Raw genomic sequence first — 25,125 nt, 5'->3', positions numbered from 1 at the left:
CCCAGTGCGGGCCCGCGCCGAGGGCTGGCGCGGTCGGCAACCCATCCTAGGGACAGGGCAATTGACGATGCCACCCCTTGATCCCCCGCTTCCCTCGAAGGACGGCGGGTCCGAGCGGCTTCTGGATTTTCAGTCCAAGACTTGGATCTGTGGTCTAATGAGGGAACGGAACACGGAGGGGAAACCGCACGGTGGACGAGGACTCCCGGACCGGACATGCCCGCGATGCCGAGCGGGACGCCGTCCTGCGCGCCCTGGTGCCCGTCGTGGACGGCGTCGCCGCCACCTTCGGGCCGGTGTGCGAGGTGGTGCTGCACGACTACCGGCGTCCGGAGAACTCCGTGGTCGCCGTCGCCGGGGAAGTGACCGGACGGGCCGTCGGCGGTGCGATGAGCGAGATCGGCCTGCGCGTCCTCGCCCGCGGTGACGACGCCGACGACGAACTGAACTACGTCACCCGTACTGCCGGCGGCCGGACGGTGAAGTCCTCGACGATGGTGCTGCGCGACTCCTCCGGCGCGGTGTTCGGCGCCCTGTGCGTCAACGTGGACGTCACGGAGGTCGGCCGCGTGCAGACCCTCCTCGCCGCGCTGGCCGGGGCCGCCGGTCCGTCCGCGGACGCACCCGTGACCACCTTCGGCGACGACATCGACTCCGTCGTCGACACCCTCCTCGACGCCCACCTGCCGCGCGACCGGACCTGGGCCGGCCTGGAGCGGTCCCGGCGCCTGGCGCTCTTCCGCGCCCTGGACGAGCGTGGCGTGTTCGCCGTGCGCAGGGCGATCGAGCAGGTCGCCGCCCGCCTCGGCATCTCCCGCGCCTCCGCCTACAGCTACCTGTCCCAGGCCCGGACGGCCGTCGGGCCCGGACACCGCCCCACCTCCGAGGGAGCCCGCCCGTGACCACCGCACCCCCGCCGATCACCCTGGACGACGTCCGCGACGCGGCCGCCCGGCTGAAGGGCGTCGCCCACCGCACCCCCGTCCTGCGCTCCCGCACCCTCGACGCGCTCGTCGGCTCCGAAGTCCTCCTGAAGTGCGAGAACTTCCAGCGGGTCGGCGCCTTCAAGTTCCGCGGCGCCTACAACGCCGCCTCCCGGCTCACCCCCGCGCAGCTCGCACGCGGCATCGCCGCCTACTCCTCCGGCAACCACGCCCAGGCCGTCGCCCTCGCCGCCCGGGAACTGGGCACCACCGCGGTGATCGTCATGCCCGACGACGCCCCGCGCTCCAAGCGGGAGGCCACCGAGGGGTACGGCGCCGAGATCGTGACCTACGACCGCTACGGCGGCGACCGGGTGGCCATCGCCGAGGCCCTGGCCGCCGAGCGGGGCCTGACCGTCATCCCGCCCTACGAGCACCCGTACGTCATGGCGGGACAGGGCACCGCGGCCCTCGAACTCTTCGAGGAGGTGGGCGAACTGGGGGCGCTGCTGGCGCCGGTCGGCGGCGGCGGACTCGTCGCGGGCAGCGCCACGGCGGCCAAGGCGCTGTACGAGGGGATCCGGATCGTCGGCGTCGAGCCGGAGGCCGGCGACGACACCAGGCGGTCGCTGGCGGCGGGGCGGCGCGTCGAGATCCCGGTGCCGCGCACCATCGCCGACGGCCAGGCCCTGCACACCCCCGGTGAGCTCACCTTCTCGGTGAACCGGCGGCTCGTCGACGAGATCGCGCTGGTCTCCGACGACGAGATCCGCGCGGCCATGCGGTTCGCCTTCGAACGCCTGAAGATCGTGGTCGAGCCGAGCGGCGCCACCCCGCTGGCCGCCCTGCTCTCCGGCCGGACCGGACCCCTGCCGGACCGGGTCGGGGTGATCGTCTCGGGCGGCAACATCGACGCCGGACGCTTCGCGCGGCTCTGCGGCGAAGACGCGCGGGACGGCGCCTGAGGAAGATCCACGAGGACGTCCGCAGACGCCCGGGGACGCCGGAACCACCCGAATGGCGGCCCCCGGGTCGCGGGCGGAGGATGAACGTGTGGGGACCGGCCCCCTACCGGTGACCTCCAGTGCCGCCGGGGAGACCGTTCCCCGGCCGCGGCCGAGCGCGGCCGGAAGGGAGGAGCGTCATGCTGGAAGTGAAGACGCTCGACAAGCCGGACGAGCGACGCGATTTCCCGCAGGGGCACCTCGAAGCCGTCCACATGACAGGCCTGGACTTCGCCGTGGCGACCTTCGAGCCCGGCTGGCGCTGGTCCGAGTCGGTGGCACCGATCGCCGGAACCGAGAGCTGCCAGGTGCACCACAACGGCTACGTCGTCCAGGGCCGCATGCGCCTCCGTATGGACGACGGAGCCGAGAGCGAGGTGGGCCCCGGTGACGTGTTCGTCTGCTCGCCCGGCCACGACGCCTGGGTGGTCGGCGACGAGCAGGTGGTGGCGTACGACTTCGCCGGGCAGATGGCCCAGGAGTACGCGAAGGCCGACTGAGACCGGCCCGGCCGGCCCGGCAGCCGGACCGGGAGTCAGACCGGGAGGATACGGCTGACCAGCGCGCCGAGCTGGCGGGCGGTGCGGCACTCGTGCATCGCGACCAGCTCGGCGTAGTCCGGGGCGGCCGAGTCCCCCGTGCCCCACTGCGCGCGCGGCTCCGGATTCAGCCAGTGCACCCGGCGCGCCCGCGCCGCGATCCGCCGTACGGCGGGCAGATTCGGGTCGCTCATGTTCGTGCGGGCGTCGCCGAGCACGAAGACCGTCGTGCGGGGCCCGACCGCCGCTCCGTACCGTTCGGCGAACTCGCCCAGGGCGACGCCGTAGTCGCTGCTGCCGTGCCAGCCGGTCAGCGTCGCCTCCGCGCGGATGCGGGCACCGAGGCCCTCCGGGTCGGCCGCGCCGTGCCGGAGCAGGGCGGTGACCTCGTCGACGCGGTTGACGAAGGCGAACACGCGTACCTTGCCGAACTGGTCGTGCAGCGCCTGCACCAGCAGCATCGTGAAGTCGGAGAACCCCGCCACCGAGCCCGACACGTCGCACAGCAGCACCAGTTCGGGCCGGGCCGGGCGCCGGCGCCGCAGCACCGGACGCATCGGCACCCCGCCCGTCGACAGCGAACCGCGCAGCGTGCGCCGCAGATCGATCGAACCGCGCGCGGCCCGGCGCCGGCGCGCCGCCAGCCGGGTGGCCAGCTTGCGCGCCAACGGGTGCACGGTGCGCCGCAGTTCCGCCAGCCGGTCACGGCTCGCGTACAGGAAGTCGACCCGGTCCGCGGTCGGGGCCACCGCCCGCCGGGCGATCTCGTCCCGGCCCCGCCGCTCGGCCACCCGCCGCCGCGCCTCCGCGGCGACCAGCGCCCGGAAGGCCTCGATCCGCCGCCGCACCTCGTCCTCCAGCAGCCGGTCGGTGAATTCGGCGCCCCCGCCCCGCCGCCGCACCTCGTCCCTGACCCGGGCCGACAGGGTCTGCGGGCGCAGCCGTTCCAGGGTCTGGTACGCCGACCAGCCGTCCGACCCCGGTGAACCGCCGTACCCGCCGAAGCCGTCGACGGCCTCGATCGCCAACCGGGCGGTCAGGGCCGCGTCGTCGTCGGCGAGGGCGGCCGCGAGCCGGTCCCGCAGGTCGTCCCGGTCGGCGGGCGGTACGGGCCGGGACCCGCCGACGCCGACGCCGACGCCGTACGGGAAGTACAGGTCGAAGACCGCGTCGAACACCCGCCGTTGGTCCGCGGAGTGCAGCAGCGTCGCGGCCAGCCCCTCGCGCAGCAGCGCGCGGTCGGTGAAGCCCAGGACGGCCGCCGCCCGTGCCGCGTCCACCGTCTCGCCGGTGCCGACCCGCACCCCGTGCGCGCGCAGAGCGGCGACCAGGCCCGTCAGCCGCTCCGCCACCTCCGTGCCGCCGGTCACACGGCGTCCAGGTCGAGCTTCGCGGCCGCCTTGAGGACGTCGTCCTGGTGCTTGAGGATCACGCCGAGCGTGTCGCGCACGAGGTCCGCGTCGAGCGCGCCGGCGCCCAGCGCGAGCAGGGTGCGCGCCCAGTCGATCGTCTCCGCGACGGAGGGCACCTTCCGCAGGTCCATCGCGCGCAGCGCACCCACCACCCGGACGACCGACTCCGTCAGCGCCGCGTCGATGCCCGGCACCTTCGACCGGACGATCCGCCGCTCCAGCTCCTCCTCGGGGAAACCGATGTGCAGGAACAGACAGCGGCGGCGCAGCGCCTCCGACAGCTCACGGCTCGCGTTCGAGGTGAGCACCACGAAGGGGCGGCGGGTCGCCGTGATCGTGCCCAGCTCGGGGACGGTGACCTGGAAGTCGCTGAGCACCTCCAGGAGCAGGCCCTCCACCTCGACGTCGGCCTTGTCGGTCTCGTCGATCAGCAGCACCGTCGGCTCGTCGCCGCGGATCGCGGTGAGCAGCGGGCGGGGGAGGAGGAACTCCTCGCTGAAGATGTCCGTGCGGGCCTCGTCCCACGTCTCGCCGCGCCCCGCGCTGATGCGCAGCAACTGCTTGGCGTGGTTCCACTCGTACAGCGCCCGCGACTCGTCGACCCCCTCGTAGCACTGCAGGCGCACCAGCCGGGCCCCGGCCACCTGGGCGACGGCCTTGGCGAGTTCCGTCTTGCCGACACCGGCCGGCCCCTCCACGAGGAGCGGCTTGCCGAGCCGGTCGGCGAGGAAGACGGCGGTGGCGACGGACGGCGAGGCCAGATAGCCGGTCCCGGCGAGGCGGGCGGAGACATCGTCGACGGACGTGAACAACGGGGCCTCCGGCGGTCGGGTGCGGACGGAGCAGGATCCGGGCACTATCTAAGCGCTTGTTCAGCGCGCTTGTCACCCGGTCCGCGCCGCTCGTCGTCCGGACCGCGTTGTCAGTGGCCCCCGGTAGTTTGCGCTCATGGGCGTCTACCTGGTGAGCATCGACGAGCGGGAATGGTTCAGCGAGCACGCAGAGCACGCCGAGCACGACGATGAGGAGGACGAGTCGGGCGGACGCGGTGCCGTCGCCTCGGCGCTCGACGACGAGCTGCGGCGACGCGGGCTGCCGCCCTACGCGCCGGGGTCCTGGCCGGCGTCCGGGCGCGGACGCGCGGGCGGCTGGTTCGAGGAGAAGGCCGCCCCGCCCATGACGGGGTTCGACGCGTTCTGCCGGGACCGGCTGACGGAGGCCGAGCGCGACGCCCTCTACGGCTGGACCGTCCTGGTGCCCCTGTCCCTGGCGGAGCCGATCACGCTGCCGTTCGGCTCCGCCTACACCGACGAGACGGTGATCGCCGGCGCCCCGCAGGCCCTCGCCGTCGGCGAGCGGCTGGCCCGGATCCTCGGCCTGCCCCTCGACGCGATACCGGCGACGGGCGCCAACCTCGAACTGAGCCGGTGGTTCGCGGAGGACGGGGTGCGCGCGACCGCCGCCGCGAGACCGGGCCCGTGGGCCGACGACCTCGACACCGCCTTCTACGCGGCGGTGTACCTGCGCGCCGCCCAGTACGCCCTGCGGCACGGCTGCCCGATCACCTACAGCTGACCCGCGCCGGCCACCCCCGGAACGCGGCCGCGCGCCGCCGTGCCCGCCCGCCGTGTGACCGGCCCCGTCGCGGGCACTCGGGGCCCATGGAACAGCAGGCTGACATGCACGGGTCGTACTGGCTGCACACCGCGCCGCCCGGTGATCCGGCGCCCCCGCCCGAGGGGCCGCTCACCGTCGACGTGGCCGTGGTCGGCGCGGGCATCGCGGGGCTCAGCACGGCCCTGGAACTGGCCCGGCGCGGCCGCTCGGTCGCCGTCCTGGAGGCCGACCGGATCGCGGCCGGAGTCACCGGCCACACCACGGCCAAGCTGAGCGCCCAGCACACCCTCGTCTACGACCACCTGCGGCGCACCCGCGGCCCCGAGGGAGCCCGGCTGTACGCCCGCTCCCAGTCGGACGCCGTCCGGCACGCCGCGGCGGTCGCCGAGGAACTGGGCATCGACTGCGAATGGGAGGACGCGGCCTCCTACACCTACGCGCAGGACCCCGCCCGCACGGACCTGCTGAAGGCCGAGGCGGAGGCCGCGCGCCAGGCGGGGCTGCCCGCCGAGTACGTGACCGAGACCGAACTGCCGTTCCCGGTCGCGGGCGCCGTCCGGGTCGCCGGCCAGGCCCAGTTCCACCCCCGCAAGTACCTCCTGGCCGTCGCCGACGCCATCCGGCGCCTCGGCGGCACCCTCCACGAGCACAGCCGCGTCACCGGCCTGGACGAGGGCGACCCCTGCGAGCTGACCGTGGAGTCCCCGCAGTCCGTGACGAAGGTGACCGCCCGCGCCGTCGTCGTCGCCACCCACTACCCGGTCTTCGACCGCGCGCTCCTGTTCACCCGGCTCTCCCCGCGCCGCGAACTGGTGCTGGCCGCGCCGATCGACGCCGCCCGCGCGCCGCGCGGCATGTACATCACCCCCGAGCTGGGCACGCGCTCCGTGCGCACCGCGCCCCTGTCCGACGGCCGGCGGCTCCTCCTCGTGACCGGCGAGCACTTCACGCCCGGCGCGGGCGGCGACGTCGAGGAGCGGTTCGACAAGCTCGCCGGCTGGGCCACCGAGCACTTCGGCGACCTGACCTTCACCCACCGCTGGGCCACCCAGGACAACGACTCCACCGACTCCGTCCCGCTGGTCGGCCCCCTGCACCCCGGCAGCCGGAACGTGTACGTGGCCACCGGCTTCGGCGGCTGGGGCATGAGCGGCGGCATCATGGCGGGCCGGCTGCTCGGCGACCGGATCACCGGGCACGACTGCCCCTGGAGCGACCTCTACGACCCGCGCCGTATCGCCTCCGTCGTCCGTGAGGGCGCCACCTTCCTCAAGCAGCAGGCCGACGTGGCCCGCCACTTCGTGGGGGACCGGCTGCCGACGGGGACCGGCTCGACGGTGGACGGGATCGCCCCCGGCGACGGCGCGGTCGTGCGCGTCGCCGGGGAACGCCGCGCCGTCCACCGCGACGAGGCCGGACAGCTCCACGCCGTCTCCGCGCGCTGCACCCACCTGGGCTGCCTGGTGGCGTTCAACCGCGCGGAGCGGGCCTGGGAGTGCCCCTGCCACGGCTCCCGCTTCGACGTGGAGGGCAAGGTCATCCAGGGCCCGGCCCAACAGCCACTGGAGCGCAAGGAGTTGTAAGGCGGCCGCTCAGCCGACCAGGATCACCTCCAGGGTGCGCGGGCCGTGCACGCCCTCCACCCGGTCGAGTTCGATGTCGCTGGTCGCCGAGGGGCCGGAGATCCACGTCAACGGGCGCGCCGGGTCGAGCCGTTCGAGTGCCTGCGGGACGGAGGCGACCACCTGGTCCGGGACGCGCACGACGCAGACGTGGTGGTCGGGGACGAGGGTGATGCGGCGGCGGCCCTGGTCGGGGGAGCCGTCCAGGACGATCGTGCCGGTCTCGGCCACCGCCACCGCGCACGCCGTGACCACGCTGTCGATCCGGTCGAGTTCGTGCGGCGTGCTCGCGGCGGTGTCCGGGAGGCGCTCGGCACCGGTGGCCGCGAGCCAGCCGGTGTCCAGACCCGGCGGCACGAGCACCGTCCTCGCGCCCCGCGCCGCCAGCGTTCCCGCGATCGTCGCCGGCAGGTCCTCCTCGGTGCAGCGGTGCACGACCGCCCGGTAGTCCGCCAGGTTCTCCGCGAGCAGCTCCACCGTCTCCGTCACGCTCCGGTCGCCGTGCTCGCGCAGGTAGTCCCGCCCGACGGCGTCCTCGTACGGGGGGACGTCCCGCGGGACGTCGGCCAGCGCGCGCCGCACCCGGCCCAGGATCCGTTCCCTGCTGCTCACTTCGCGGCCCCCTTGCCGTCGTTCCCGCCGTGCGTGCGCTGCCACCAGTCGCGGAAGGGCTCCGCCGGCACGGCCGGGAGGTCCCGGGTGCCGCTCCACGCCTTGCCGGGGCCCGGCAGCGAGCGCGGATGCAGCCGGCGGGTGCGGGAGGCGAGCCGCTGTCCGGTGCGCAGGGCGCCGGGGCGGCTGAACGCCCAGCGGGCCGCCCGCATCGCCGCCCGCTCGGCGGCGTGCCCCTTGGCCGGCTTCAGCACCGCCTTGTTGCCCTCCCGCGTCACCGGCCCGCCCTGGACGACCCGTTCCCGCAGGTGCACCAGCACCTCGGGGATGTCGATGGCGACCGGGCAGACCTCGTAGCAGGCGCCGCACAGCGAGGAGGCGTAGGGCAGCGAGGCGTCGATCTCGCTCCCGGTGCCCCGGAGCTGGGGGCTGAGGATGGCGCCGATCGGCCCCGGGTAGACCGAGCCGTAGGCGTGCCCGCCCGCCCGCTCGTAGACGGGGCAGACGTTGAGACAGGCCGAGCAGCGGATGCAGCGCAGGGCCTGGCGGCCGACCTCGTCGGCGAGGGTGTCGGTGCGGCCGTTGTCGAGGAGGACCAGGTGGAAGGTCCGCGGGCCGTCACCGTCGGTGGTGCCCGTCCACGTCGAGGTGTAGGGGTTCATGCGCTCGGCGGTGGAGGAGCGGGGGAGGGTCTGGAGGAAGACCTCCAGGTCACGCCACGACGGCACGATCTTCTCGATGCCGACCACCGAGATCAGCGTCTCGGGGAGGGTGAGGCACATCCGCCCGTTGCCCTCGGACTCGACGACCACCAGGGTGCCGGTCTCGGCGACCATGAAGTTGGCGCCGGAGACGCCCACCTTGGCCCGCAGGAACTTCTCGCGCAGGTGCAGCCGGGCCGCCTCGGCGAGTTCGGCCGGCGTGTCCGTCAGTCCCTCGGGCGCCGGACGCCCCCACTCGCTCATCTCGCGGGCGAAGATGTCGCGGATCTCCCCGCGGTTGCGGTGGATCGCGGGGACGAGGATGTGCGAGGGCCGGTCCTCGCCCAACTGCACGATCAGCTCGGCGAGATCGGTCTCGTAGGCGCGGATGCCCTCGGCCTCCAGGGCCTCGTTGAGCCCGATCTCCTGCGTGGCCATGGACTTGACCTTCACGACCTCCGACTCACCGGTCTCCTTGACCAGCCGGGTGACGATCCGGTTGGCCTCGTCGGCGTCGGCCGCCCAGTGCACGGTGCCGCCCGCCGCCGTGACGGACTCCTCCAACTGCTCCAGGTAGCGGTCGAGATGACGGAGCGTGTGGTCCTTGATCCGCTTGCCGGCCTCCCGCAGCGCGGCCCAGTCGGACACCTCGGCGACCGCCGCCGCGCGCTTGGCGCGGATGGTGTGCGTGGCGTGCCGCAGATTGCCGCGCAGCGTCGTGTTGCCGACCGCCTCGCGGGCGGCCTTCGGGAACGCCGGCATCCCGAGATACGTCCCGCTCATACGGCCGGTTCCTCCTCCGTGCTCGCCAGGATCTCCGCGATGTGCACCGGCCGCAGACCGGAGCGGAGCCGGCTCATCGTGCCGCCGATGTGCATCAGACACGAGTTGTCGGCCGCGCACAGCACCTCGGCGCCCGTCGACTCGGCGTTGCGCACCTTGTCCGTGCCCATCGCCGCGGAGACGTCGGCGTTCTTCAGCGCGAAGGTCCCGCCGAAGCCGCAGCACTCCTCGGCTCCGGGCAGCTCGACCAGCTCCAGCCCCCTCACCGCCCGGAGCAGCCGCCGGGGCCGCTCCCCGAGGCCGAGGCCGCGCAGTCCGTGACAGGTCGGGTGGTAGGTCACGGTGTGCGGGTAGTACGCCCCGACGTCCGTCACGCCGAGCACGTCGACCAGGAACTCGGTCAGCTCGTACGTCTTCGGAACCACCGGCGCCAGGGTCGCGGCGAGGGTGTCGCCGCGGCCCTCGGCCCGCGCCCGCTCACCCATCCGCGGATACAGCTCGCGCACCATCGCCCCGCACGACCCCGACGGCGTCACGATCGCCTCGTACTCCCCGAAGACATCGGAGAAGTGGCGGGCGAGGGGTTCGGCCTCGTGGCGGTAGCCGGTGTTGTAGTGGGCCTGGCCGCAGCAGGTCTGGGCCATCGGGAAGTCGACCTCGACGCCCAGTCTGGTCAGCAGTTTCACCACGGCGCGGCCGGTGTCGGGATACAGCGTGTCGTTGACACAGGTCAGGAACAGTGCGACACGCATCGCGGCTCCTCGGGGTCGGTCATCGGATGGGTGCAGGGTAGTCCGGCGGCCGGACGGGGGACGGGCCCCGGCTCACCGCGGGGCGAGCCGGGCCTGCGCGTCCCGCCAGCGGCCGGTGCCGCCCTGCGGTTCGTAGCGCGTCAGGTGCTGGGTCCTGACGAGCAGCCCGCGCATGTCCTGCCGGTCGCCGACCAGCCCGTGCGCCCTGGCCTGGACGAGGACGTTGCCGAGCGCGGCGGCCTCCGTCGGACCGGCCACCACCGGCAGCCCGCAGGCGTCGGCGGTGAGCTGGCACAGCAGCGCGTTGCGGGTGCCGCCGCCGACGATGTGCACGACGTCGACGGGGTGGCCGGCCAGCCGCTGGGCGTCCTCGACCGCCCGCCGGTGGGCGAGCGCGAGGGAGTCCAGGATGCAGCGGGTGACCTCGGCGGGGGTGACCGGCACCGGCTGCCCGGAGGCACGGCACGCCTCGGCGATCCGCTCCGGCATCCGGCCCGGCGCGAGGAACGCGGCGTCCCCCGCGTCCACCACCGACCGCAGCGCCGGCACCTCGGCGGCGTCGCGCAGCAGCCCGCTCAGGTTCGGGTCGCCCCAGGCCCGTACGCACTCCTGGAGCAGCCACAGCCCCATGATGTTGCGGAGGTAGCGGACCGTGCCGTCCAGTCCCAGCTCGTTGGTGAAGTTGGCGGCGCGGCTGTCCTCGGTGAGCACGGGTGCGTCGAGTTCCAGGCCGGCCAGGGACCAGGTGCCCGTGCAGATGTAGGCGAAGCGCTCGCCCGTGGCCGGCACGGCGGCCACCGCGGACGCCGTGTCGTGCGATCCGACGGCCGTCACCGGCACGGGCCCGGCCAGGCCGGTCTCCTCCAGCACCTCCGCCCGCAGCACTCCCGCCGCGTCCCCGGGCCGCCGCAGGGGAGCGAACAGACCGAGGTCGATGCCCAGCCGCGCGGCGAGGTCGTACGCCCAGTCGCGGGTCCGGGGATCGACGAGCTGGGTGGTGGAGGCGTTGGTCAGCTCGGTGCCCTGCTCGCCGGTCAGCCAGTACGACAGCAGATCGGGGATGAGCAACAGCCTTCGCGCACAGGCCAGTTGTTGGCTGTCGCGGGCCGCCGTGAGCTGGTACAGCGTGTTGAACGGCGCGTACTGCAATCCGGTCGCCGCGTACAGCTCGCCGGCCGGGACGCTCGCCCACACCTTCTCCGGGACGCCCTCGGTGCGGGTGTCGCGGTAGTGCACCGGGTTGCCCAGCAGGGCCCCGTCGGCGTCGAGCAGGCCGTAGTCCACGGCCCAGCTGTCGATGCCGACGGAGTCCACCTGGCCGGCGGCCCGCAACCCCTCCAGCACCCCGGCGTACAGCCCGAGCACGTCCCAGCGCAGGCCTTCCGGCACGCGCACGGGGCGGTTGGGGAAACGGTGCGCCTCGGTCAGCTCCAGCGTGTCCGGGCCGACGCGGCCGACCATCACGCGCCCGCTGGACGCGCCGAGGTCGACCGCGGCGTACGACTGCACGGCCGTCACCGGAGGAAGGCGGCCGCCACACCCGCGTCGACGGGGATGTGCAGACCGGTGGTGTGGGTGAGTTCGCCGCCGGTGAGCGCGAAGACGGCGTTCGCCACGTGCTCGGGCAGCACCTCCCGCTTGAGGATGGTGCGCTGCGCGTAGAACTCGCCCAGCTTCTCCTCCTCGATCCCGTAGGTCGCCGCGCGCTGGGCGCCCCAGCCGCCCGCGAAGATGCCCGAGCCGCGCACCACGCCGTCGGGGTTGATGCCGTTGACGCGGATCCCGTGCTCGCCCAGTTCGGCGGCCAGCAGCCGCACCTGGTGGGCCTGGTCGGCCTTGGTCGCGGAGTAGGCGATGTTGTTCGGGCCGGCGAAGACGGCGTTCTTCGACGCGATGTAGACGATGTCGCCGCCCAGTTCCTGCGCGATCATCACGCGGGCCGCCTCGCGCGAGACGAGGAAGGAGCCGCGGGCCATGATGTCGTGCTGGAGGTCCCAGTCCTTGGCGGAGGTCTCCAGCAGTGGCTTGGAGATGGAGATGCCGGCGTTGTTGACCACCAGGTCGACCCCGCCGAAGGCGAGCGCCGCGGCCCGGAAGGCGTCGGCGATCTGCTCCTCGGAGGTGACGTCGACGGTCACGGCGACGGCCTTGTCCGGCCCGCCCAGCTCCTCGGCGACGGTGGCCGCGTTGTCCCCGTTCAGGTCGGCGACGACGACACACGCGCCCTCGGCGACCAGTCGGTGCGCGATCGCCCTGCCGATCCCGCTGCCCGCGCCCGTCACCAGCGCCACCCGCGTGGCCAGTGCCTTCGGCTTCGGCATCCGCTGGAGCTTGGCCTCCTCCAGCGCCCAGTACTCGATGCGGAACTTCTCCGACTCCTCGATCGGCGCGTACGTCGACACCGACTCGGCGCCGCGCATCACGTTGATCGCGTTGACGTAGAACTCGCCGGCCACCCGGGCGGTCTGCTTGTCCTTGCCGAAGGAGAACATGCCCACCCCGGGCACGAGCACGATCGCCGGGTCGGCGCCGCGCATCGCGGGGGAGTCGGGCGCGGCGTGCCGCCGGTAGTAGGCGGCGTACTCCTCACGGTAGGCGGCGTGCAGCTCCTTCAGCCGCGCCACCGCCTCCGCCACCGGGGCGGTGGGCGGCAGGTCCAGGACGAGGGGCCGCACCTTGGTCCGCAGGAAGTGGTCGGGGCAGGAGGTGCCGAGCGCGGCGAGCCGCGGGTGCTCGGCGGCGGCCAGGAAGTCCAGCACGACGTCCGCGTCGGTGAAGTGCCCGACCTGCGGCCGGTCCTGCGAGGCGATCGCCCGCACGTACGGTGCGAGGGCGGCGGCCCGCTCCCGGCGCTCGTCCTCGGGCAGCGCCCCGTAGCCCTCGAGGGCGGGCCCGAACGGTTCGGCCTTGCCCCGCTCCGCCAGGAACGCCTCGGCGGTCCGGATGATGTGGAGCGAGTTGCGCTCGCACTCCTCGGCGGTGTCGCCCCAGGCGGTGATCCCGTGCCCGCCGAGGATGCAGCCGACGGCCTGCGGGTGGGCGGCCTTCACGGCGGCGATGTCCAGCCCCAGCTGGAAACCGGGCCGCCGCCACGGCACCCACACCACGCTGTCCCCGAAACACTCGGCGGTCAGCTTCTCCCCGTCGGCGGCGCAGGCGAGCGCGATGCCCGAGTCGGGGTGCAGGTGGTCGACGTGGGCGGCGTCCACGAGACCGTGCATGGCGGTGTCGATGGACGGGGCCGCGCCGCCCCTGCCGTGCAGGCAGTAGTCGAACGCGGCGACCATCTCGTCCTCGCGCTCGACGCCCGGGTAGACGTCGACGAGCCCCCGCAACCGGTCCAGCCGCAGCACGGCCAGTCCCGCCTCGGTGAGGGTCCCGAGGTCCCCACCGGACCCCTTCACCCACATCAGCTCGACGTCCCCACCGGTGACGGGGTCGGTGCCGGTGCCCTTGGCGGAGGTGTTCCCGCCGGCGTAGTTGGTGTTGCGGGGGTCAGCGCCGAGCCGGTGCGACCGGGCGAGGAGTGCGGCGGCTTCGGGATGCGGTGCCATGAACTTCCAGTCCTTACGTGAGTGAGAGGTGGGTGCGGTTCTTCCAGGGGCACGGGGCCGTGCCGCGGTGCGGCCCGCCCACGGGGGCGCGACCGGTCACGACGCCCCGCGGCCCGCGCGGCGGGAACGACGATCCCCGGCCCGCGCGCGGCGGATACGCGGTCGGCCGCGGCGCCCGCGGCCCGCGGACAGCGGGACGCGGCCGGCGCTCACGCGCCCCAGCCGGCCTGCTCCCCACCGACCCGCTCGGCGACGATCTTCTCGGCCCACCCGCTCGCGCGGTACGCGGCGACGGGGTCGGGGTCCAGCCCCATCTCCTCCCGCACCTCGCGCAGCAGCGGCCGCACATCGGTGTTGTACGCGTCCATCAGCACCGCGTTCGCCTCCAGGACGTCCCCGGAGGCCTGCGCGGCGGCCAGCGCCGACCGGTCGACCAGCAGGGCCTTCGCCGTGGCCTCCTGGACGTTCATCACGGACCGGATGATCGCCGGGATCTTCGCCTCGATGTTGTGGCACTGGTCGAGCATGAACGCCACCTCGGAGCCGAAGCCCCCGCCGCGGACGACCTCGTACATGATCCGGAACAGCTGGAACGGGTCGGCCGACCCCACCATCAGGTCGTCGTCGGCGTAGAACCGCGAGTTGAAGTCGAACCCGCCGAGCTTGCCCTCGCGCAGCAGCGTGGCCACGATGAACTCGATGTTGGTGCCCGGCGCGTGGTGCCCGGTGTCGACCACGACCTGGGCCTTCGGGCCGAGCTTGAGGCAGTGGGCGTACGCGGTGCCCCAGTCCGGCACGTCGGTCGAGTAGAACGCCGGCTCGAAGAACTTGTACTCCAGCAGCATCCGCTGCCCGTCCCCGAGCCGTTCGTAGACCTCGGCCAGCGCCTCGGACAGCCGGTCCTGCCGGGCCCGGAGGTCGTCCTGGCCGGGGTAGTTCGTGCCGTCGGCGAACCACAGCTTGAGATCGGCGGAGCCGGTCGCGTCCATGATGTCGACGCACTCGAGGAGGTGGTCGACGGCCTTGCGCCGGACCGGGGCCTCCGGATGGCAGACGCTGCCCAGCTTGTAGGCGTCGTCCTGGAAGGTGTTGGAGTTGATCGTCCCCAGCTTCACCCCCCGGTCCTCGGCATGTTTCGCAAGTGCGGAGTAGTCCTCCACCTTGTCCCAGGGGATGTGCAGGGCCACGGTCGGGGCGACGCCGGTGAACTCGTGCACCTTCGCCGCGTCGTCGAGCTTCTCCCGCGGGTCGCGGGGCACGCCCTCCTGGGCGAACACCTTGAAGCGGGTCCCCGAGTTCCCGTACGCCCACGACGGCGTCTCTACGGCCTGGGTCTTCAGCGCGGCCTTCACCGCGGCGAGGTCGGTCACTCAGTGCTCCTGTGACATCGGTCCGGAAAGACATCCTGAACGGCTTCCGGAAAGGCTTCCGGATGAAACGATTCAGAACGGGAAGCTATGAGGCCGCCGGGGGTGTGTCAACCCCTCTGCCCAGGCTCGGCCTCCGTGACCGTTGCGTGACCTTCGACTATCGAAAACTTTTCGAGGCGGACCCATTGACGTGACATGTCCGTCGTGCCTAACGTCCCGGCAATCCAGTTGAAACCTTTCACGACGTCGTGGCGGCCCTCAGGGACTGTCGGCGGACGTCGTCGAGGAGCCATCCATGACCCACCCGTCCGACACGGGACCGGCCCCGGTGCTGGCGCTCAGGGACGTTTCCAAGTCCTTCGGCGCCGTACGCGCTCTGCGGGGCGTCTCCCTGGAGCTGTTCCCCGGCGAGGTGCACGCCCTCGCCGGGGAGAACGGCGCGGGCAAGTCGACCCTCATCAAGACGCTCGCCGGAGTGCACCGACCGGACGCCGGCCAGGTGCGGCTCGACGGCGAGCCCGTCGTCTTCCACGGCCCCGGCGACGCCCGCGACGCCGGCATCGCCGTGATCTACCAGGAGCCCACGCTCTTCCCCGACCTCTCGATCGCCGAGAACATCTTCATGGGGCGCCAGCCCCGGCGCGCCCTCGGCCGCATCGACCACAAAGCCACCCACGAGGCCACCGCGGCCCTGATGCGGCGCCTGGGCGTCGACCTGGACCCGGACCGCCCGGCGCGCGGTCTGTCCATCGCGGACCAGCAGATCGTCGAGATCGCCAAGGCGCTCTCCTTCGACGCCCGCGTCCTGATCATGGACGAGCCGACCGCCGCCCTCACCGGCAGCGAGGTCGCCCGCCTCTTCAACGTCGTGCGCACCCTGCGCGACGAGGGCGCCGCCGTGCTGTTCATCTCGCACCGGTTGGAGGAGATCTTCGCGATCTGCCAACGGGTGACGACCCTGCGGGACGGCGCCTGGATCGCCAGCGAGCCCCTCGACGGCATGACCGAGGACGACCTGGTGCGCCGGATGGTCGGCCGCGACCTCGACGAGCTGTACCCGAAGCAGCACGTCGATCCGGGCGAGGTGGCCCTCAGCGTGCGCCGGCTGACCCGCGAGGGCGTCTTCACCGACGTCTCCTTCGAGGTCCGGCGCGGTGAGATCGTCGGCCTCGCCGGCCTGGTCGGCGCCGGGCGCACCGAGGTCGCCCGCGCGGTCTTCGGCATCGACCGCTGGGACGCCGGGGAGGTGGAGGTCTCCGGCCGCACCCTCATCAACGGTGCCCCGTCCACCGCCATGGCCGCGGGCCTCGCCCTGGTCCCCGAGGACCGGCGCGCCCAGGGCCTGGTGATGGACATGTCCATCGAGCGCAACATCGGCCTGACCGGACTCCGCACCACCGTGAGGGCCGGTCTGATGGACCGCGGCGCCGAGCGCAGCCGCTCGCTCGACTGGGCGGTCAGGCTCCAGGTGAAGTACGCCCGGATCGCCGACACCGTCAACACGCTCTCCGGCGGCAACCAGCAGAAGGTCGTCCTGGCGAAGTGGCTGGCCACCGGGCCGAAGGTGCTCATCGTCGACGAGCCCACCCGAGGCATCGACGTCGGCACCAAGGCCGAGGTGCACCGGCTGCTGTCCGAGCTGGCCGCCGACGGGGTCGCCGTCCTGATGATCTCCTCCGACCTGCCCGAGATCCTCGGCATGGCCGACCGCGTGCTGGTGATGCACGAGGGCCGGCTCACCGCCGAGATCCCCCGCTCCGACGCCACCGAGGAAACCGTGATGGCCGCAGCCACGGGGAGGGCAGCCGCATGACGGTGACCACTCCCGAAGCCCCCGCCGCCGAGGTGGCCAAGTCCAGCAGCACCCGCCTGGTGGACCGCGTCTTCAAGATGCGCGAACTGGCCATCCTGCTGGTCTTCCTGGTGATGATCGCCGTCACGCAGGCCGGCAACAGCGAGTTCCTGTCGGAACAGGGCATCAAGGACCTCCTGCTCAACGCGACCATCCTGATCCTGGTCGCCACCGGCCAGTCCCTGGTCGTCATCACCCGCAACGTCGACCTGTCCGTCGGCTCCACGCTAGGCATCAGCGCCTTCGCCGCCGGCGTCTACCTCCAGGACGGCGGCAACCCGCTCGTCGCGGTCGCGCTGGCGGTCCTGCTCGGCATCGGCTTCGGCCTGCTGAACGGCCTCCTGGTCAGCCTCGGCCAGGTGCCGGCCCTGGTCGTCACCCTCGGCACCCTGTACATCATCCGCGGCATCGACTCCATCTGGGTCGGTTCCCGGCAGATCACCGCGGCCGACCTGCCCGGCGGTTTCGTCGACTTCGGCGCCGGCGGCATCTCCGCCGTGCCCTGGCTCGCGGTGATCGCGCTCGTCGTCCTGGTCGCCACCGCCTACTACCTGAAGCACTTCGGCAGCGGCCGCGAGCTCTACGCGCTCGGCTCCAACCCGGAGGCCGCCCGCCTCGCCGGCATCCCCGTCCGCAAGCGGATCCTCGTCGCCTACACCTTCTGCGGCGCCCTCGCCGGCCTCGCCGGAGCCCTGTACCTCGCCCGGTTCGGCAACGTCGACTCCGGCACCGGCAACGGCTACGAACTCACCGTCGTCAGCGCGGTCGTCGTCGGCGGCGTGGTCTTCACCGGCGGCTCCGGCAGCGTCTACGGCGCCGCTCTCGGCGCCCTGCTGCTGACCTCCGTCAACAGCGTGCTGCCCGCCCTCGGCGTCAGCTCCGTCTGGGTGCTCGCCATCAACGGCATCCTGCTCCTCCTCGCCATCGCCGTCGACCGCGTGGTCGCACTGCGGGTGGCGTCGGCCCTGAAGAAGAGGAACGCCCGCCATGCCTGAGTCGCTGGCCCGCGCCATCCGGTGGGACACGGTCGTCGGCGCCCTCCTGGTCGTCCTGCTCCTGCTGTCCTTCTCGTTCGTGGACGGCTTCGGCAACGCCCTCAACCTGTCCTTCCTGATCGGCAACACGCTCCCCATCGCGCTGATCGCCCTGCCGATGACCCTGCTGGTCGTCTCCGGCGAGATCGACCTGTCCGTCGCCTCCACGGCCGGCCTGTCCGGCGCCGTGATGGGCGCCCTGTGGAACCAGGGCATGACCATCGAGGCGATCATCCCGGTCTGCCTGCTGCTCGGTGTGGTCTGCGGCCTGGTCAACGGGCTGCTGGTGACCCGCCTCGGACTGCCCTCGCTCGCCGTCACCATCGGCACCATGGCCGCCTACCGGGGCATCGCGCAGATCGTGCTCGGCTCCGACGCGGTCACCGACTTCCCCACCCAGTACCTGGACTTCGCGGCCGGACGCATCGGGGACACCTTCGTCCCCCAGGCCCTCCTGCCCTTCGTGGTCCTCCTCGCGATCGCCGTGGTCGCCCTGCACGCCACCCCGTTCGGCCGGTCGCTGTTCGCGATCGGCGCCAGCGAGGAGGCCGCCCGGTTCGCCGGCATCCGGGTCAAGCGCCAGAAGCTGATCCTGTTCACCCTGACCGGCCTGATGGCCTCCCTCACCGGCATCTTCTGGGCCCTGCACTACGCCAGCGCCCGCTACGACAACGCCACCGGCCTCGAACTGTCCGTCGTCGCCGCGGTGCTGCTCGGCGGCATCGACTTCGACGGCGGCAAGGGAACGCTGGGCGGAGCCGTCGCCGGTGTCTTCCTGCTCGGCGCCCTGCAGAACGTGATGAGCCTCCAGGACGTCTCCGCCCAGTCGCAGATCGTCGTCACCGGCGTCCTGCTCGTCCTCTCGGTGCTCGGCCCCCGCGTCGCCCGCCAGATCGCCGTCGCGCGGGCCGGCCGGCGAGCCGCCTCGGCACCACCGCCGGCCGGCACACCCGCCCCGGCCCCGTGACCCCCCAGCCGCCCCCCGCATCCCCCCGTACTCACAAAGGACCCTTCGTCATGCGCAAGTCATCCCTCCGCCGTACCTGCGCGGCCCTCGCCGCCGTCACCTCCCTCGCGCTCGCCGCCACCGCCTGCGGCGGCACCACCAAGGAGGACGTGAAGAACGAGAGCACCGGCGCCGCGGCCTCCGGCGGCAAGGCCGACCCGAACGCGGCCACCAAGAAGGGCCTGACGGTCGGCTTCCTGCCCAAGCAGGTCAACAACCCGTACTTCACCACCTCCGACAAGGGCGGCGAGGCGGCCCTGAAGGAACTGGGCTCCAGCTACAAGGAGGTCGGCACCAGCAGCGGCACCGACACCTCCGGCCAGGTGTCCTACGTCAACACGCTCACCCAGCAGCAGGTCGACGCGATCGCCGTGTCCGCGCAGGACCCGGGGGCGCTGTGCACCGCGCTCAAGCAGGCCATGAGCAACGACATCAAGGTCGTCACCTACGACTCCGACACCAACCCCGAGTGCCGCAACGCCTTCGTCTCGCAGGCCGGCGGTGAGGACCTGGGCCGCACCGAGGTCCAGCTGCTCGCCGAGCAGATCGGCTACAAGGGCGAGATCGCGATCCTGTCCGCCGCCCAGACCGCGACCAACCAGAACGCCTGGATCGAGTTCATGAAGGACGAACTCAAGGACACCAAGTACAAGGACATCAAGCTGGTCAAGGTCGCCTACGGCGACGACGACGCCCAGAAGTCCTTCCAGCAGACCCAGGGACTGCTCCAGGAGTACCCGAACCTGAAGGGGATCATCTCCCCGACCACCGTCGGCATCAAGGCCGCCGCCCAGTACCTGTCCGGCTCCAAGTACAAGGGCAAGGTCAAGCTGACCGGCCTCGGCACCCCCAACGACATGCGCAAGTACGTCAAGAACGGCACCGTCGAGGCCTTCGAGCTGTGGGACCCGGCGAAGCTCGGCGCGCTCGCCGCGCAGACGGCGGTGGCCCTGGTGTCCGGTCAGATCACCGGCAAGGAGGGCGAGACCTTCACCGCCGGCGGCACCAGCTACACCATCGGCAAGGACGGCGTGATCAGCCTCGGCAAGCCGACCGTCTTCGACGCCAAGAACATCGACCAGTTCAACTTCTGAGCAATCAAGGGGTGTTGATGCAACGCGTGTGCTTCCTGCTGAAGGTCCGGGCGGACCGCCTCGACGAGTACCGCGAGCGGCACGCCGCCGTCTGGCCGGAGATGCTCGACGCTCTCTCTGCCACCGGCTGGCACAACTACTCGCTCTTCCTGCGCGAGGACGGACTGCTCGTCGGCTACCTGGAGACCGAGGACTTCGCCGCGGCCCAGGCCGGCATGGAGGCCACCGGGGTCAACGCCCGCTGGCAGGCGGAGATGGCGCCGTTCTTCGAGTCGTTGGACGGCGCCCGGCCCGACGAGGCCATGAAACCGCTCACCGAGGTCTTCCACCTCGCCTGACCTCCTCCCCGCGTTCCCCTCGTACGAGACGACGGAAGTCCCCGAGATGAACGGAGTCCTGAGATGAGACGACGCACGCTGCTCGGCGCGGCCCTGGCCGGTGCCGTGACGACGCCCGCCCTCGCCGCCGGCACCGCACGGGCCGCCGACCCCGGCCCCTCGGTGACGAGGACCGGCACCACCACGCTCGACAGCCGGGCGATCTTCTTCGTCTCCTACGACGGCCTGGTCAACAACAACTCGTTCCAGAAGAACGGCCTGCTGACCTACAAGGGGTACCAGTACGCCGTCTGGTACACCGCCGACCGGAACGCCGTCGTCGGCCGCCGCGCCCTGGGCGGCGGCACCTGGTCCACCGTGAAGGTCGGCCACACGCTCCGCTACGACGACTCCCACAACGTCATCTCCATGGGCGTCTCCAGGGCCGACGGCCGGCTCCACCTGAACATGGACTCGCACAGCGACGGCTTCACCTACGTCAAGTCGGTGGCCGGCCTCATGGACGACCCGTCGGGACTGAGCTGGACCGCGAGCCGCTTCGGCGCGCCGCAGTCGACCCTCGACGGACTCGCCCTCGCCTCCCGGTTCACCTACCCCCAGTTCGTCTCCACCCCCGACGGCAGGCTCCAGCTCAGCTACCGCGCCGGCGTCTCCGGCAACGGCCGCAACGCCCTCGCCGAGTACGACGGCACCCGGTGGACCGCCCTCGGCGAGTGGTCCGCCTCCACCGGCACCTACACCAGCGAGCACGGCTCCAGCACGGCCCGCAACATGTACCTGCACGGCATCGACTACGACCGCAACGGCAGACTGCACGCCTTCTTCACCTGGCGCGAGCAGAACGGCGCCGTGATGTGCAGCGGCGGCGGCATCACCAACCACGACACCGGCTACGTCCACTCCGACGACCGCGGCCGCACCTGGCGCAACGACGCCGGCACCGTGGTCGGCACCACCGGCGGCTCCGACAGGGTCGCCGTCACCGACGCCGGACTCGTCGTCGACCCGCTGGGCCCCGACCACTCCCTGATGAACCAGGAGAGCCAGGCCACCGACTCGGCGGGCCGCCCGCACGCGATCATCAGCTACGTCCCCGGCCGCTTCGGCCGGTGCACCACCGACTACGTCGCCGACCGCACCGCCAACGGCCGCGCCTTCCACCTCCGCAAGAACGCCTCCGGCACCTGGCAGAAGACCGAGATCCCGATCCCGCTCAACTCCAGCCAGCGCACCGGACTGATCCTCGACACGTACGACAACGCCTACGCGATCCTCCCCTTCGGCCGGATCGCCGGTGCTTCGAAGGCGTCCGGACACACCGACTGGAAACTGCTGTTCGACGGCGCCGGACTCAACGCCTTCGGCGAGGTCGTCGTCGACGAGACCCGGATCGGGCAGGACGGCGTCCTGTCCGTCCTCTACCAGGAGAAGTCGAGCGGGACGACCCCCTCGGCGCTCCACGTCGTCGACTTCCGGCTCCCCGCCTGACCGGTCCGGTGCGCGGCGGGAGGGCGGTAATGTGAAGGCCCCCGCCGCCCCCACCGCCCCTCGTCCCTGACTCTCTGGAGGTTTCTGCCTGATGGCCCAGTCGGTGGGAATCAAGGATGTCGCCCGCGCCGCCGGCGTCTCGGTCGGCACGGTGTCCAACGTCATCAACCGCCCGGACACCGTGGCCACGGAGACCCGCGCCCGCGTGCTCTCCGCGATCGACCGGCTCGGCTACGTCCGCAGCGAGTCCGCCCGCCAACTGCGCGCGGGCCGCAGCCGGATCATGGGGCTGCTCGTCCTCGACATGGGCAACCCCTTCTTCGTGGACGTCGCCCGCGGCGCCGAACGGGCCGCCCGGCAGGCGGGCCTCGGCGTGATGGTCTGCAACAGCGCCGAGAGCGCCGGCGAGGAGGCCGAGTACCTGTCCCTCTTCGCCGAGCAGCGCGTGCGGGGCGTCCTGCTCACCCCGGCCGACGCCACCGGCCGCAACATCGCCGCGTTCCGCCGGCACGGCATCCCGTTCGTGCTGGTCGACCGGGTCTCCGAGGGCACCACCGAGTGCTCGGTCTCCGTCGACGACGTGGCCGGCGGCGCGCTCGCCGTACGCCACCTGGTCGACGCCGGGCACCGCTCCGTCGCGTACGTCAGCGGCCCGCCCGGCCTCACCCAGATCCGCGACCGCCGCACCGGCGCCCTGAGCGCCCTCGCCGAGGCGGGCCTGGGCCCCGAGTGCCTGCGCGAGCTGCCCACCGAGCGGCTCGACGTGGCCGCGGGCCGGGACGCGGGCGCCCGCCTCCTCGGCCTGACCGACCGTCCGACCGCCGTCTTCTGCGCCAACGACCTGCTCGCCCTCGGCGTCCTCCAGGCCATGTACGCGGCCGGCGTCAACGTCCCCGACGACCTCGCGATCGTCGGCTACGACGACATCGAGTTCGCCGCCGCCGCGGCCGTACCCCTGACCTCCGTCCGCCAGCCGGCCGTCACCATGGGCGCCCTGGCCGCCGACATGCTCCTGGAGGAGACCGAGGAGGGGCCCGGCGGCGGGGCACGGCCGCACGAGCACCGGCGGGTCGTGCTCCAGCCGGAGCTGGTGGTGCGCCGGTCCAGCCTGTCGTCGCGCTGACCGGCCGTTCAGCAGTGACGATTCGCCTTCCGGCGGCGGCTTGACCCGTCGTTCAGTAGCGGCTCGTGGTCCCCCGGCCTCCGCCGACGCCGGGACGTGTGCTGAACTGGGACGCGGCCCGCACCTCGATCGTCACGGGAGCCTCACGTTGTCCGACAGCTACCGTCAGCCCGGCGTCGTCCTCACCGACCGCCGCTTCACCGTGCCCCTCGACCACGCCGACCCCGCCGGGGAGACGATCGAGCTGTACGCCCGCGAGGTCGTCGCGAGCGACAAGGCGCGGCAGGACCTCCCCTGGCTGGTCTACCTCCAGGGCGGACCCGGCTTCGGCGCCCACCGCTTCGTCGGCCGGCAGGCCTGGCTCGACCGCGCCCTCAAGGAGTTCCGCGTCCTCCTCCTCGACCAGCGCGGCACCGGCCGCTCCACGCCCGCCAACCGGCAGACGCTCCCGCTGCGCGGCGGCCCCGTCGAGCAGGCCGCGTACCTGACCCGCTTCCGCGCCGACTCCATCGTCCGCGACTGCGAACTGGTGCGCCGCGAGGTCACCGGCGGCGCCCCCTGGACCGTCCTCGGCCAGAGCTTCGGCGGCTTCTGCACGGTCACCTACCTCTCCCTCGCCCCCGAAGGGCTCGCCGCGGCCCTGATCACCGGCGGGCTGCCGTCCCTGGACGCCCACGCCGACGACGTCTACCGGGCCGCCTACCCGCGCATGGAACGCAAGACGGCCGCGCACTACGCCCGCTACCCGCAGGACGTCGGCCGCGCCCGCCGGATCGCCGAGCACCTGCTCGCGCACGAGGTGACCCTCCCGAACGGCTACCGCCTGGGCGTCGAGGCCTTCCAGAGCCTCGGCATCCTCCTCGGCGGCAGCGAGGGCAGCCACCGGCTGCACTTCCTCCTCGAGGACGCCTTCGTGCCCACACCGGGCGGCCCCGCCCTGTCCGACGCCTTCCAGGAGGAGGTCCAAGGGCTCCTGTCGTACGCCTCCCACCCCCTCTACGCCCTCGTCCACGAGTCGATCTACGGCCAGGACGAGCGGCCCACCGCCTGGTCGGCCGAGCGGGTGCGCGCCGAGTTCCCGCAGTTCGACGCGGCGAAGGCCCTGGCGGGCGACGGACCCCTGCCGCTGACCGGCGAGACCGTCCACCCCTGGACGTTCGACCGTGACCCGGCGCTGCGCCCGCTGCGCGAGACCGCCGAACTCCTCGCCGCCCGCACCGACTGGACACCCCTGTACGACCCGGCCCGCCTCGCCGTCAACGAGGTCCCGGTCGCGGCGGCGGTCTACCACGACGACCTCTACGTCGACACCGCGCACTCGCTGCGGACCGCCCACGCCGTCCGCGGTCTGCGCACCTGGGTCACCGACGAGTTCGAGCACGACGGCGTCCGCGCGGGCGGACCCCGCGTCCTGGACCGACTGCTGGCACTGACCCGCGACGAGATCTGACCCGCCCGGCGGAGCCACGTGTTCCGGGGGGCCGGCCCCGGTCCGGTTAGGGTGCGGACCATGACCGAGCCGACGACCCCTCAGCTCACCCCCGTGCCCGAGGACTGGCGGCGCGCGCTGGCCGTCGTCGCGCACCCGGACGACCTGGAGTACGGCTGCTCGGCGGCGATCGCCGCCTGGACGGACGCGGGCCGGGAGGTCGCCTACGTGCTGGCGACCCGCGGCGAGGCCGGCATCGACACGATCCCGCCCGCCGAGTGCGCCCCGCTGCGGGAACGCGAGCAGCGGGCGAGCGCGGCCGTCGTCGGCGTCTCCACGGTGGAGTTCCTCGACCACCGGGACGGGGTGATCGAGTACGGCCCCGCCCTGCGCAGGGACATCGCCGCCGCCGTCCGCCGGCACCGCCCCGAACTGCTGATCACCCTGAACCACCGCGACACCTGGGGCGGGGTGGCCTGGAACACCCCCGACCACGTCGCCGTGGGCCGCGCCGTCCTCGACGCGGCCGCGGACGCGGGCAACCGCTGGATCTTCCCCGAACTGGCCGAGCAGGGCCTCGAACCGTGGAACGGCGTCCGCTGGGTCGCCGTCGCCGGGTCCGCGACCCCCACGCACGCCGTGGACGCGACGACGGGACTGGAGCGGGCCGTCGCCTCGCTGCTCGAACACCGTTCCTACATCGAGGCGTTGACCGACGAGGAGCCCGAGACCTACGTACGGGACTTCCTGACCGAGGTGACCCGATCGGTGGGGGCACGCTTCGGCGGCACACCGGCGGTGGCCTTCGAACTCCTCGGCCGGTAGGGCACACCGGCGGGACCGGGCCGTGGCCCCGGGAGGGCAGGTCGGCG

The 25,125-nt window shown here is 72.8% G+C and carries 22 protein-coding genes; 14 read left to right on the top strand and 8 right to left on the bottom strand.

The window, feature by feature from the left end; all coding sequences use genetic code 11:
• Positions 1-191 precede the first annotated feature (191 nt).
• The 3 genes from AB0N31_RS03035 to AB0N31_RS03025 all read left to right on the top strand — a co-directional run bounded on the left by AB0N31_RS03035 (position 192) and on the right by AB0N31_RS03025 (position 2,427).
• Positions 192-902, top strand: coding sequence for a helix-turn-helix transcriptional regulator (locus tag AB0N31_RS03035; protein ID WP_366056568.1), 711 nt, complete (start codon positions 192-194; stop codon positions 900-902).
• A complete protein-coding gene (locus AB0N31_RS03030) occupies positions 899-1,888 on the top strand; it encodes a pyridoxal-phosphate dependent enzyme (RefSeq protein ID WP_366056567.1) in 990 nt (329 codons plus the stop codon). Before AB0N31_RS03035 ends, AB0N31_RS03030 begins: the two co-directional genes overlap by 4 nt.
• A 179-nt stretch (positions 1,889-2,067) precedes the next feature.
• A complete protein-coding gene (locus AB0N31_RS03025; protein WP_366056566.1) occupies positions 2,068-2,427 on the top strand; it encodes a cupin domain-containing protein in 360 nt (119 codons plus the stop codon).
• Positions 2,428-2,462: 35 nt separating this feature from the next.
• Here the strand turns inward: AB0N31_RS03025 and AB0N31_RS03020 are convergent, their stop codons facing one another.
• The gene (locus AB0N31_RS03020; RefSeq protein ID WP_366056565.1) at positions 2,463-3,836 is read right to left on the bottom strand and encodes a VWA domain-containing protein; all 1,374 of its coding nucleotides are present in this window, start codon (positions 3,834-3,836) and stop codon (positions 2,463-2,465) included.
• Positions 3,833-4,690 carry a MoxR family ATPase gene (locus AB0N31_RS03015; protein WP_366056564.1) on the bottom strand — a complete coding sequence of 286 codons (858 nt, stop codon included), beginning with the start codon at positions 4,688-4,690 and terminating at the stop codon, positions 3,833-3,835. Before AB0N31_RS03015 ends, AB0N31_RS03020 begins: the two co-directional genes overlap by 4 nt.
• A gap of 136 nt (positions 4,691-4,826) precedes the next feature.
• Between AB0N31_RS03015 and AB0N31_RS03010 the strand changes: the two genes are divergently transcribed.
• Both AB0N31_RS03010 and AB0N31_RS03005 read left to right on the top strand, forming a co-directional pair.
• Positions 4,827-5,453 carry a hypothetical protein gene (locus AB0N31_RS03010; protein WP_366056563.1) on the top strand — a complete coding sequence of 209 codons (627 nt, stop codon included), beginning with the start codon at positions 4,827-4,829 and terminating at the stop codon, positions 5,451-5,453.
• Positions 5,454-5,539: 86 nt separating this feature from the next.
• Positions 5,540-7,078, top strand: a complete 1,539-nt coding sequence (locus AB0N31_RS03005) for an FAD-dependent oxidoreductase (RefSeq protein ID WP_366056562.1) — start codon at positions 5,540-5,542, stop codon at positions 7,076-7,078.
• A 9-nt stretch (positions 7,079-7,087) separates the two neighbouring features.
• Here AB0N31_RS03005 and AB0N31_RS03000 read toward each other — a convergent pair whose 3' ends face one another.
• The 6 genes from AB0N31_RS03000 to rhaI form a co-directional block, all read right to left on the bottom strand.
• Complete coding sequence (locus AB0N31_RS03000; protein ID WP_366056561.1) at positions 7,088-7,729, bottom strand: LUD domain-containing protein; 642 nt, start codon at positions 7,727-7,729, stop codon at positions 7,088-7,090.
• Positions 7,726-9,213 (bottom strand): LutB/LldF family L-lactate oxidation iron-sulfur protein, encoded by a 1,488-nt coding sequence (locus AB0N31_RS02995; RefSeq protein WP_366056560.1) that lies wholly within the window; start codon positions 9,211-9,213, stop codon positions 7,726-7,728. The genes AB0N31_RS03000 and AB0N31_RS02995 overlap by 4 nt, the downstream gene beginning before the upstream one ends.
• Positions 9,210-9,965: a (Fe-S)-binding protein gene (locus AB0N31_RS02990; RefSeq protein WP_366056559.1), complete on the bottom strand. Its 756-nt coding sequence runs from the start codon at positions 9,963-9,965 to the stop codon at positions 9,210-9,212. The genes AB0N31_RS02995 and AB0N31_RS02990 overlap by 4 nt, the downstream gene beginning before the upstream one ends.
• A gap of 72 nt (positions 9,966-10,037) precedes the next feature.
• Positions 10,038-11,426: a rhamnulokinase family protein gene (locus AB0N31_RS02985; protein WP_366056610.1), complete on the bottom strand. Its 1,389-nt coding sequence runs from the start codon at positions 11,424-11,426 to the stop codon at positions 10,038-10,040.
• A 53-nt stretch (positions 11,427-11,479) separates the two neighbouring features.
• On the bottom strand, positions 11,480-13,519 hold the full coding sequence (locus AB0N31_RS02980) for a bifunctional aldolase/short-chain dehydrogenase (RefSeq protein WP_366056558.1): 2,040 nt from the start codon (positions 13,517-13,519) through the stop codon (positions 11,480-11,482).
• A 209-nt stretch (positions 13,520-13,728) separates the two neighbouring features.
• Positions 13,729-14,889, bottom strand: a complete 1,161-nt coding sequence (gene rhaI / locus AB0N31_RS02975; protein WP_366056557.1) for an L-rhamnose isomerase — start codon at positions 14,887-14,889, stop codon at positions 13,729-13,731.
• Positions 14,890-15,184: 295 nt separating this feature from the next.
• On the opposite strand from rhaI, the gene AB0N31_RS02970 reads away from it, so the two are divergent.
• The 9 genes from AB0N31_RS02970 (at position 15,185) to AB0N31_RS02930 (ending at position 25,078) form a co-directional block, all read left to right on the top strand.
• Positions 15,185-16,702 (top strand): sugar ABC transporter ATP-binding protein, encoded by a 1,518-nt coding sequence (locus tag AB0N31_RS02970; protein WP_366056556.1) that lies wholly within the window; start codon positions 15,185-15,187, stop codon positions 16,700-16,702.
• Complete coding sequence (locus AB0N31_RS02965; protein WP_366056555.1) at positions 16,699-17,736, top strand: ABC transporter permease; 1,038 nt, start codon at positions 16,699-16,701, stop codon at positions 17,734-17,736. The genes AB0N31_RS02970 and AB0N31_RS02965 overlap by 4 nt, the downstream gene beginning before the upstream one ends.
• Positions 17,729-18,742, top strand: a complete 1,014-nt coding sequence (locus tag AB0N31_RS02960) for an ABC transporter permease (RefSeq protein WP_366056554.1) — start codon at positions 17,729-17,731, stop codon at positions 18,740-18,742. Before AB0N31_RS02965 ends, AB0N31_RS02960 begins: the two co-directional genes overlap by 8 nt.
• A gap of 50 nt (positions 18,743-18,792) precedes the next feature.
• Positions 18,793-19,875 carry a rhamnose ABC transporter substrate-binding protein gene (gene rhaS, locus AB0N31_RS02955; RefSeq protein WP_366056553.1) on the top strand — a complete coding sequence of 361 codons (1,083 nt, stop codon included), beginning with the start codon at positions 18,793-18,795 and terminating at the stop codon, positions 19,873-19,875.
• Positions 19,876-19,892: 17 nt separating this feature from the next.
• The gene (locus tag AB0N31_RS02950; protein ID WP_366056552.1) at positions 19,893-20,213 is read left to right on the top strand and encodes an L-rhamnose mutarotase; all 321 of its coding nucleotides are present in this window, start codon (positions 19,893-19,895) and stop codon (positions 20,211-20,213) included.
• Positions 20,214-20,276: 63 nt separating this feature from the next.
• On the top strand, positions 20,277-21,701 hold the full coding sequence (locus AB0N31_RS02945) for a BNR repeat-containing protein (protein WP_366056551.1): 1,425 nt from the start codon (positions 20,277-20,279) through the stop codon (positions 21,699-21,701).
• 91 nt (positions 21,702-21,792) lie between these two features.
• A complete protein-coding gene (locus AB0N31_RS02940) occupies positions 21,793-22,824 on the top strand; it encodes a LacI family DNA-binding transcriptional regulator (protein WP_366056550.1) in 1,032 nt (343 codons plus the stop codon).
• 148 nt (positions 22,825-22,972) lie between these two features.
• The gene (locus AB0N31_RS02935) at positions 22,973-24,274 is read left to right on the top strand and encodes an alpha/beta fold hydrolase (RefSeq protein ID WP_366056549.1); all 1,302 of its coding nucleotides are present in this window, start codon (positions 22,973-22,975) and stop codon (positions 24,272-24,274) included.
• A 60-nt stretch (positions 24,275-24,334) separates the two neighbouring features.
• Positions 24,335-25,078, top strand: coding sequence for a PIG-L deacetylase family protein (locus AB0N31_RS02930; protein WP_366056548.1), 744 nt, complete (start codon positions 24,335-24,337; stop codon positions 25,076-25,078).
• The last annotated feature ends 47 nt before the right edge of the window (positions 25,079-25,125 follow it).

The organism is Streptomyces sp. NPDC051051 (assembly GCF_040682975.1).
Taxonomy (GTDB): Bacteria; Actinomycetota; Actinomycetes; order Streptomycetales; family Streptomycetaceae; genus Streptomyces.
Note: the sequence above shows the minus strand (reverse complement) of the source record. Positions and strands in the feature narration are given on the sequence as shown.

Excerpts from the sequence above, each read along its gene's own strand:
- AB0N31_RS03025 (WP_366056566.1), top strand. The coding sequence starts at position 2,068 with ATGCTGGAAGTGAAGACGCTCGACAAGCCGGACGAGCGACGCGATTTC.
- AB0N31_RS03010 (WP_366056563.1), top strand. The coding sequence starts at position 4,827 with ATGGGCGTCTACCTGGTGAGCATCGACGAGCGGGAATGGTTCAGCGAG.
- AB0N31_RS03005 (WP_366056562.1), top strand. The coding sequence starts at position 5,540 with ATGGAACAGCAGGCTGACATGCACGGGTCGTACTGGCTGCACACCGCG.
- AB0N31_RS02995 (WP_366056560.1), bottom strand. The coding sequence starts at position 9,213 with ATGAGCGGGACGTATCTCGGGATGCCGGCGTTCCCGAAGGCCGCCCGC.
- AB0N31_RS02990 (WP_366056559.1), bottom strand. The coding sequence starts at position 9,965 with ATGCGTGTCGCACTGTTCCTGACCTGTGTCAACGACACGCTGTATCCC.
- AB0N31_RS02985 (WP_366056610.1), bottom strand. The coding sequence starts at position 11,426 with ATGGTCGGCCGCGTCGGCCCGGACACGCTGGAGCTGACCGAGGCGCAC.
- AB0N31_RS02980 (WP_366056558.1), bottom strand. The coding sequence starts at position 13,519 with ATGGCACCGCATCCCGAAGCCGCCGCACTCCTCGCCCGGTCGCACCGG.
- AB0N31_RS02970 (WP_366056556.1), top strand. The coding sequence starts at position 15,185 with ATGACCCACCCGTCCGACACGGGACCGGCCCCGGTGCTGGCGCTCAGG.
- AB0N31_RS02965 (WP_366056555.1), top strand. The coding sequence starts at position 16,699 with ATGACGGTGACCACTCCCGAAGCCCCCGCCGCCGAGGTGGCCAAGTCC.
- AB0N31_RS02960 (WP_366056554.1), top strand. The coding sequence starts at position 17,729 with ATGCCTGAGTCGCTGGCCCGCGCCATCCGGTGGGACACGGTCGTCGGC.
- rhaS (WP_366056553.1), top strand. The coding sequence starts at position 18,793 with ATGCGCAAGTCATCCCTCCGCCGTACCTGCGCGGCCCTCGCCGCCGTC.
- AB0N31_RS02950 (WP_366056552.1), top strand. The coding sequence starts at position 19,893 with ATGCAACGCGTGTGCTTCCTGCTGAAGGTCCGGGCGGACCGCCTCGAC.
- AB0N31_RS02945 (WP_366056551.1), top strand. The coding sequence starts at position 20,277 with ATGAGACGACGCACGCTGCTCGGCGCGGCCCTGGCCGGTGCCGTGACG.
- AB0N31_RS02940 (WP_366056550.1), top strand. The coding sequence starts at position 21,793 with ATGGCCCAGTCGGTGGGAATCAAGGATGTCGCCCGCGCCGCCGGCGTC.
- AB0N31_RS02930 (WP_366056548.1), top strand. The coding sequence starts at position 24,335 with ATGACCGAGCCGACGACCCCTCAGCTCACCCCCGTGCCCGAGGACTGG.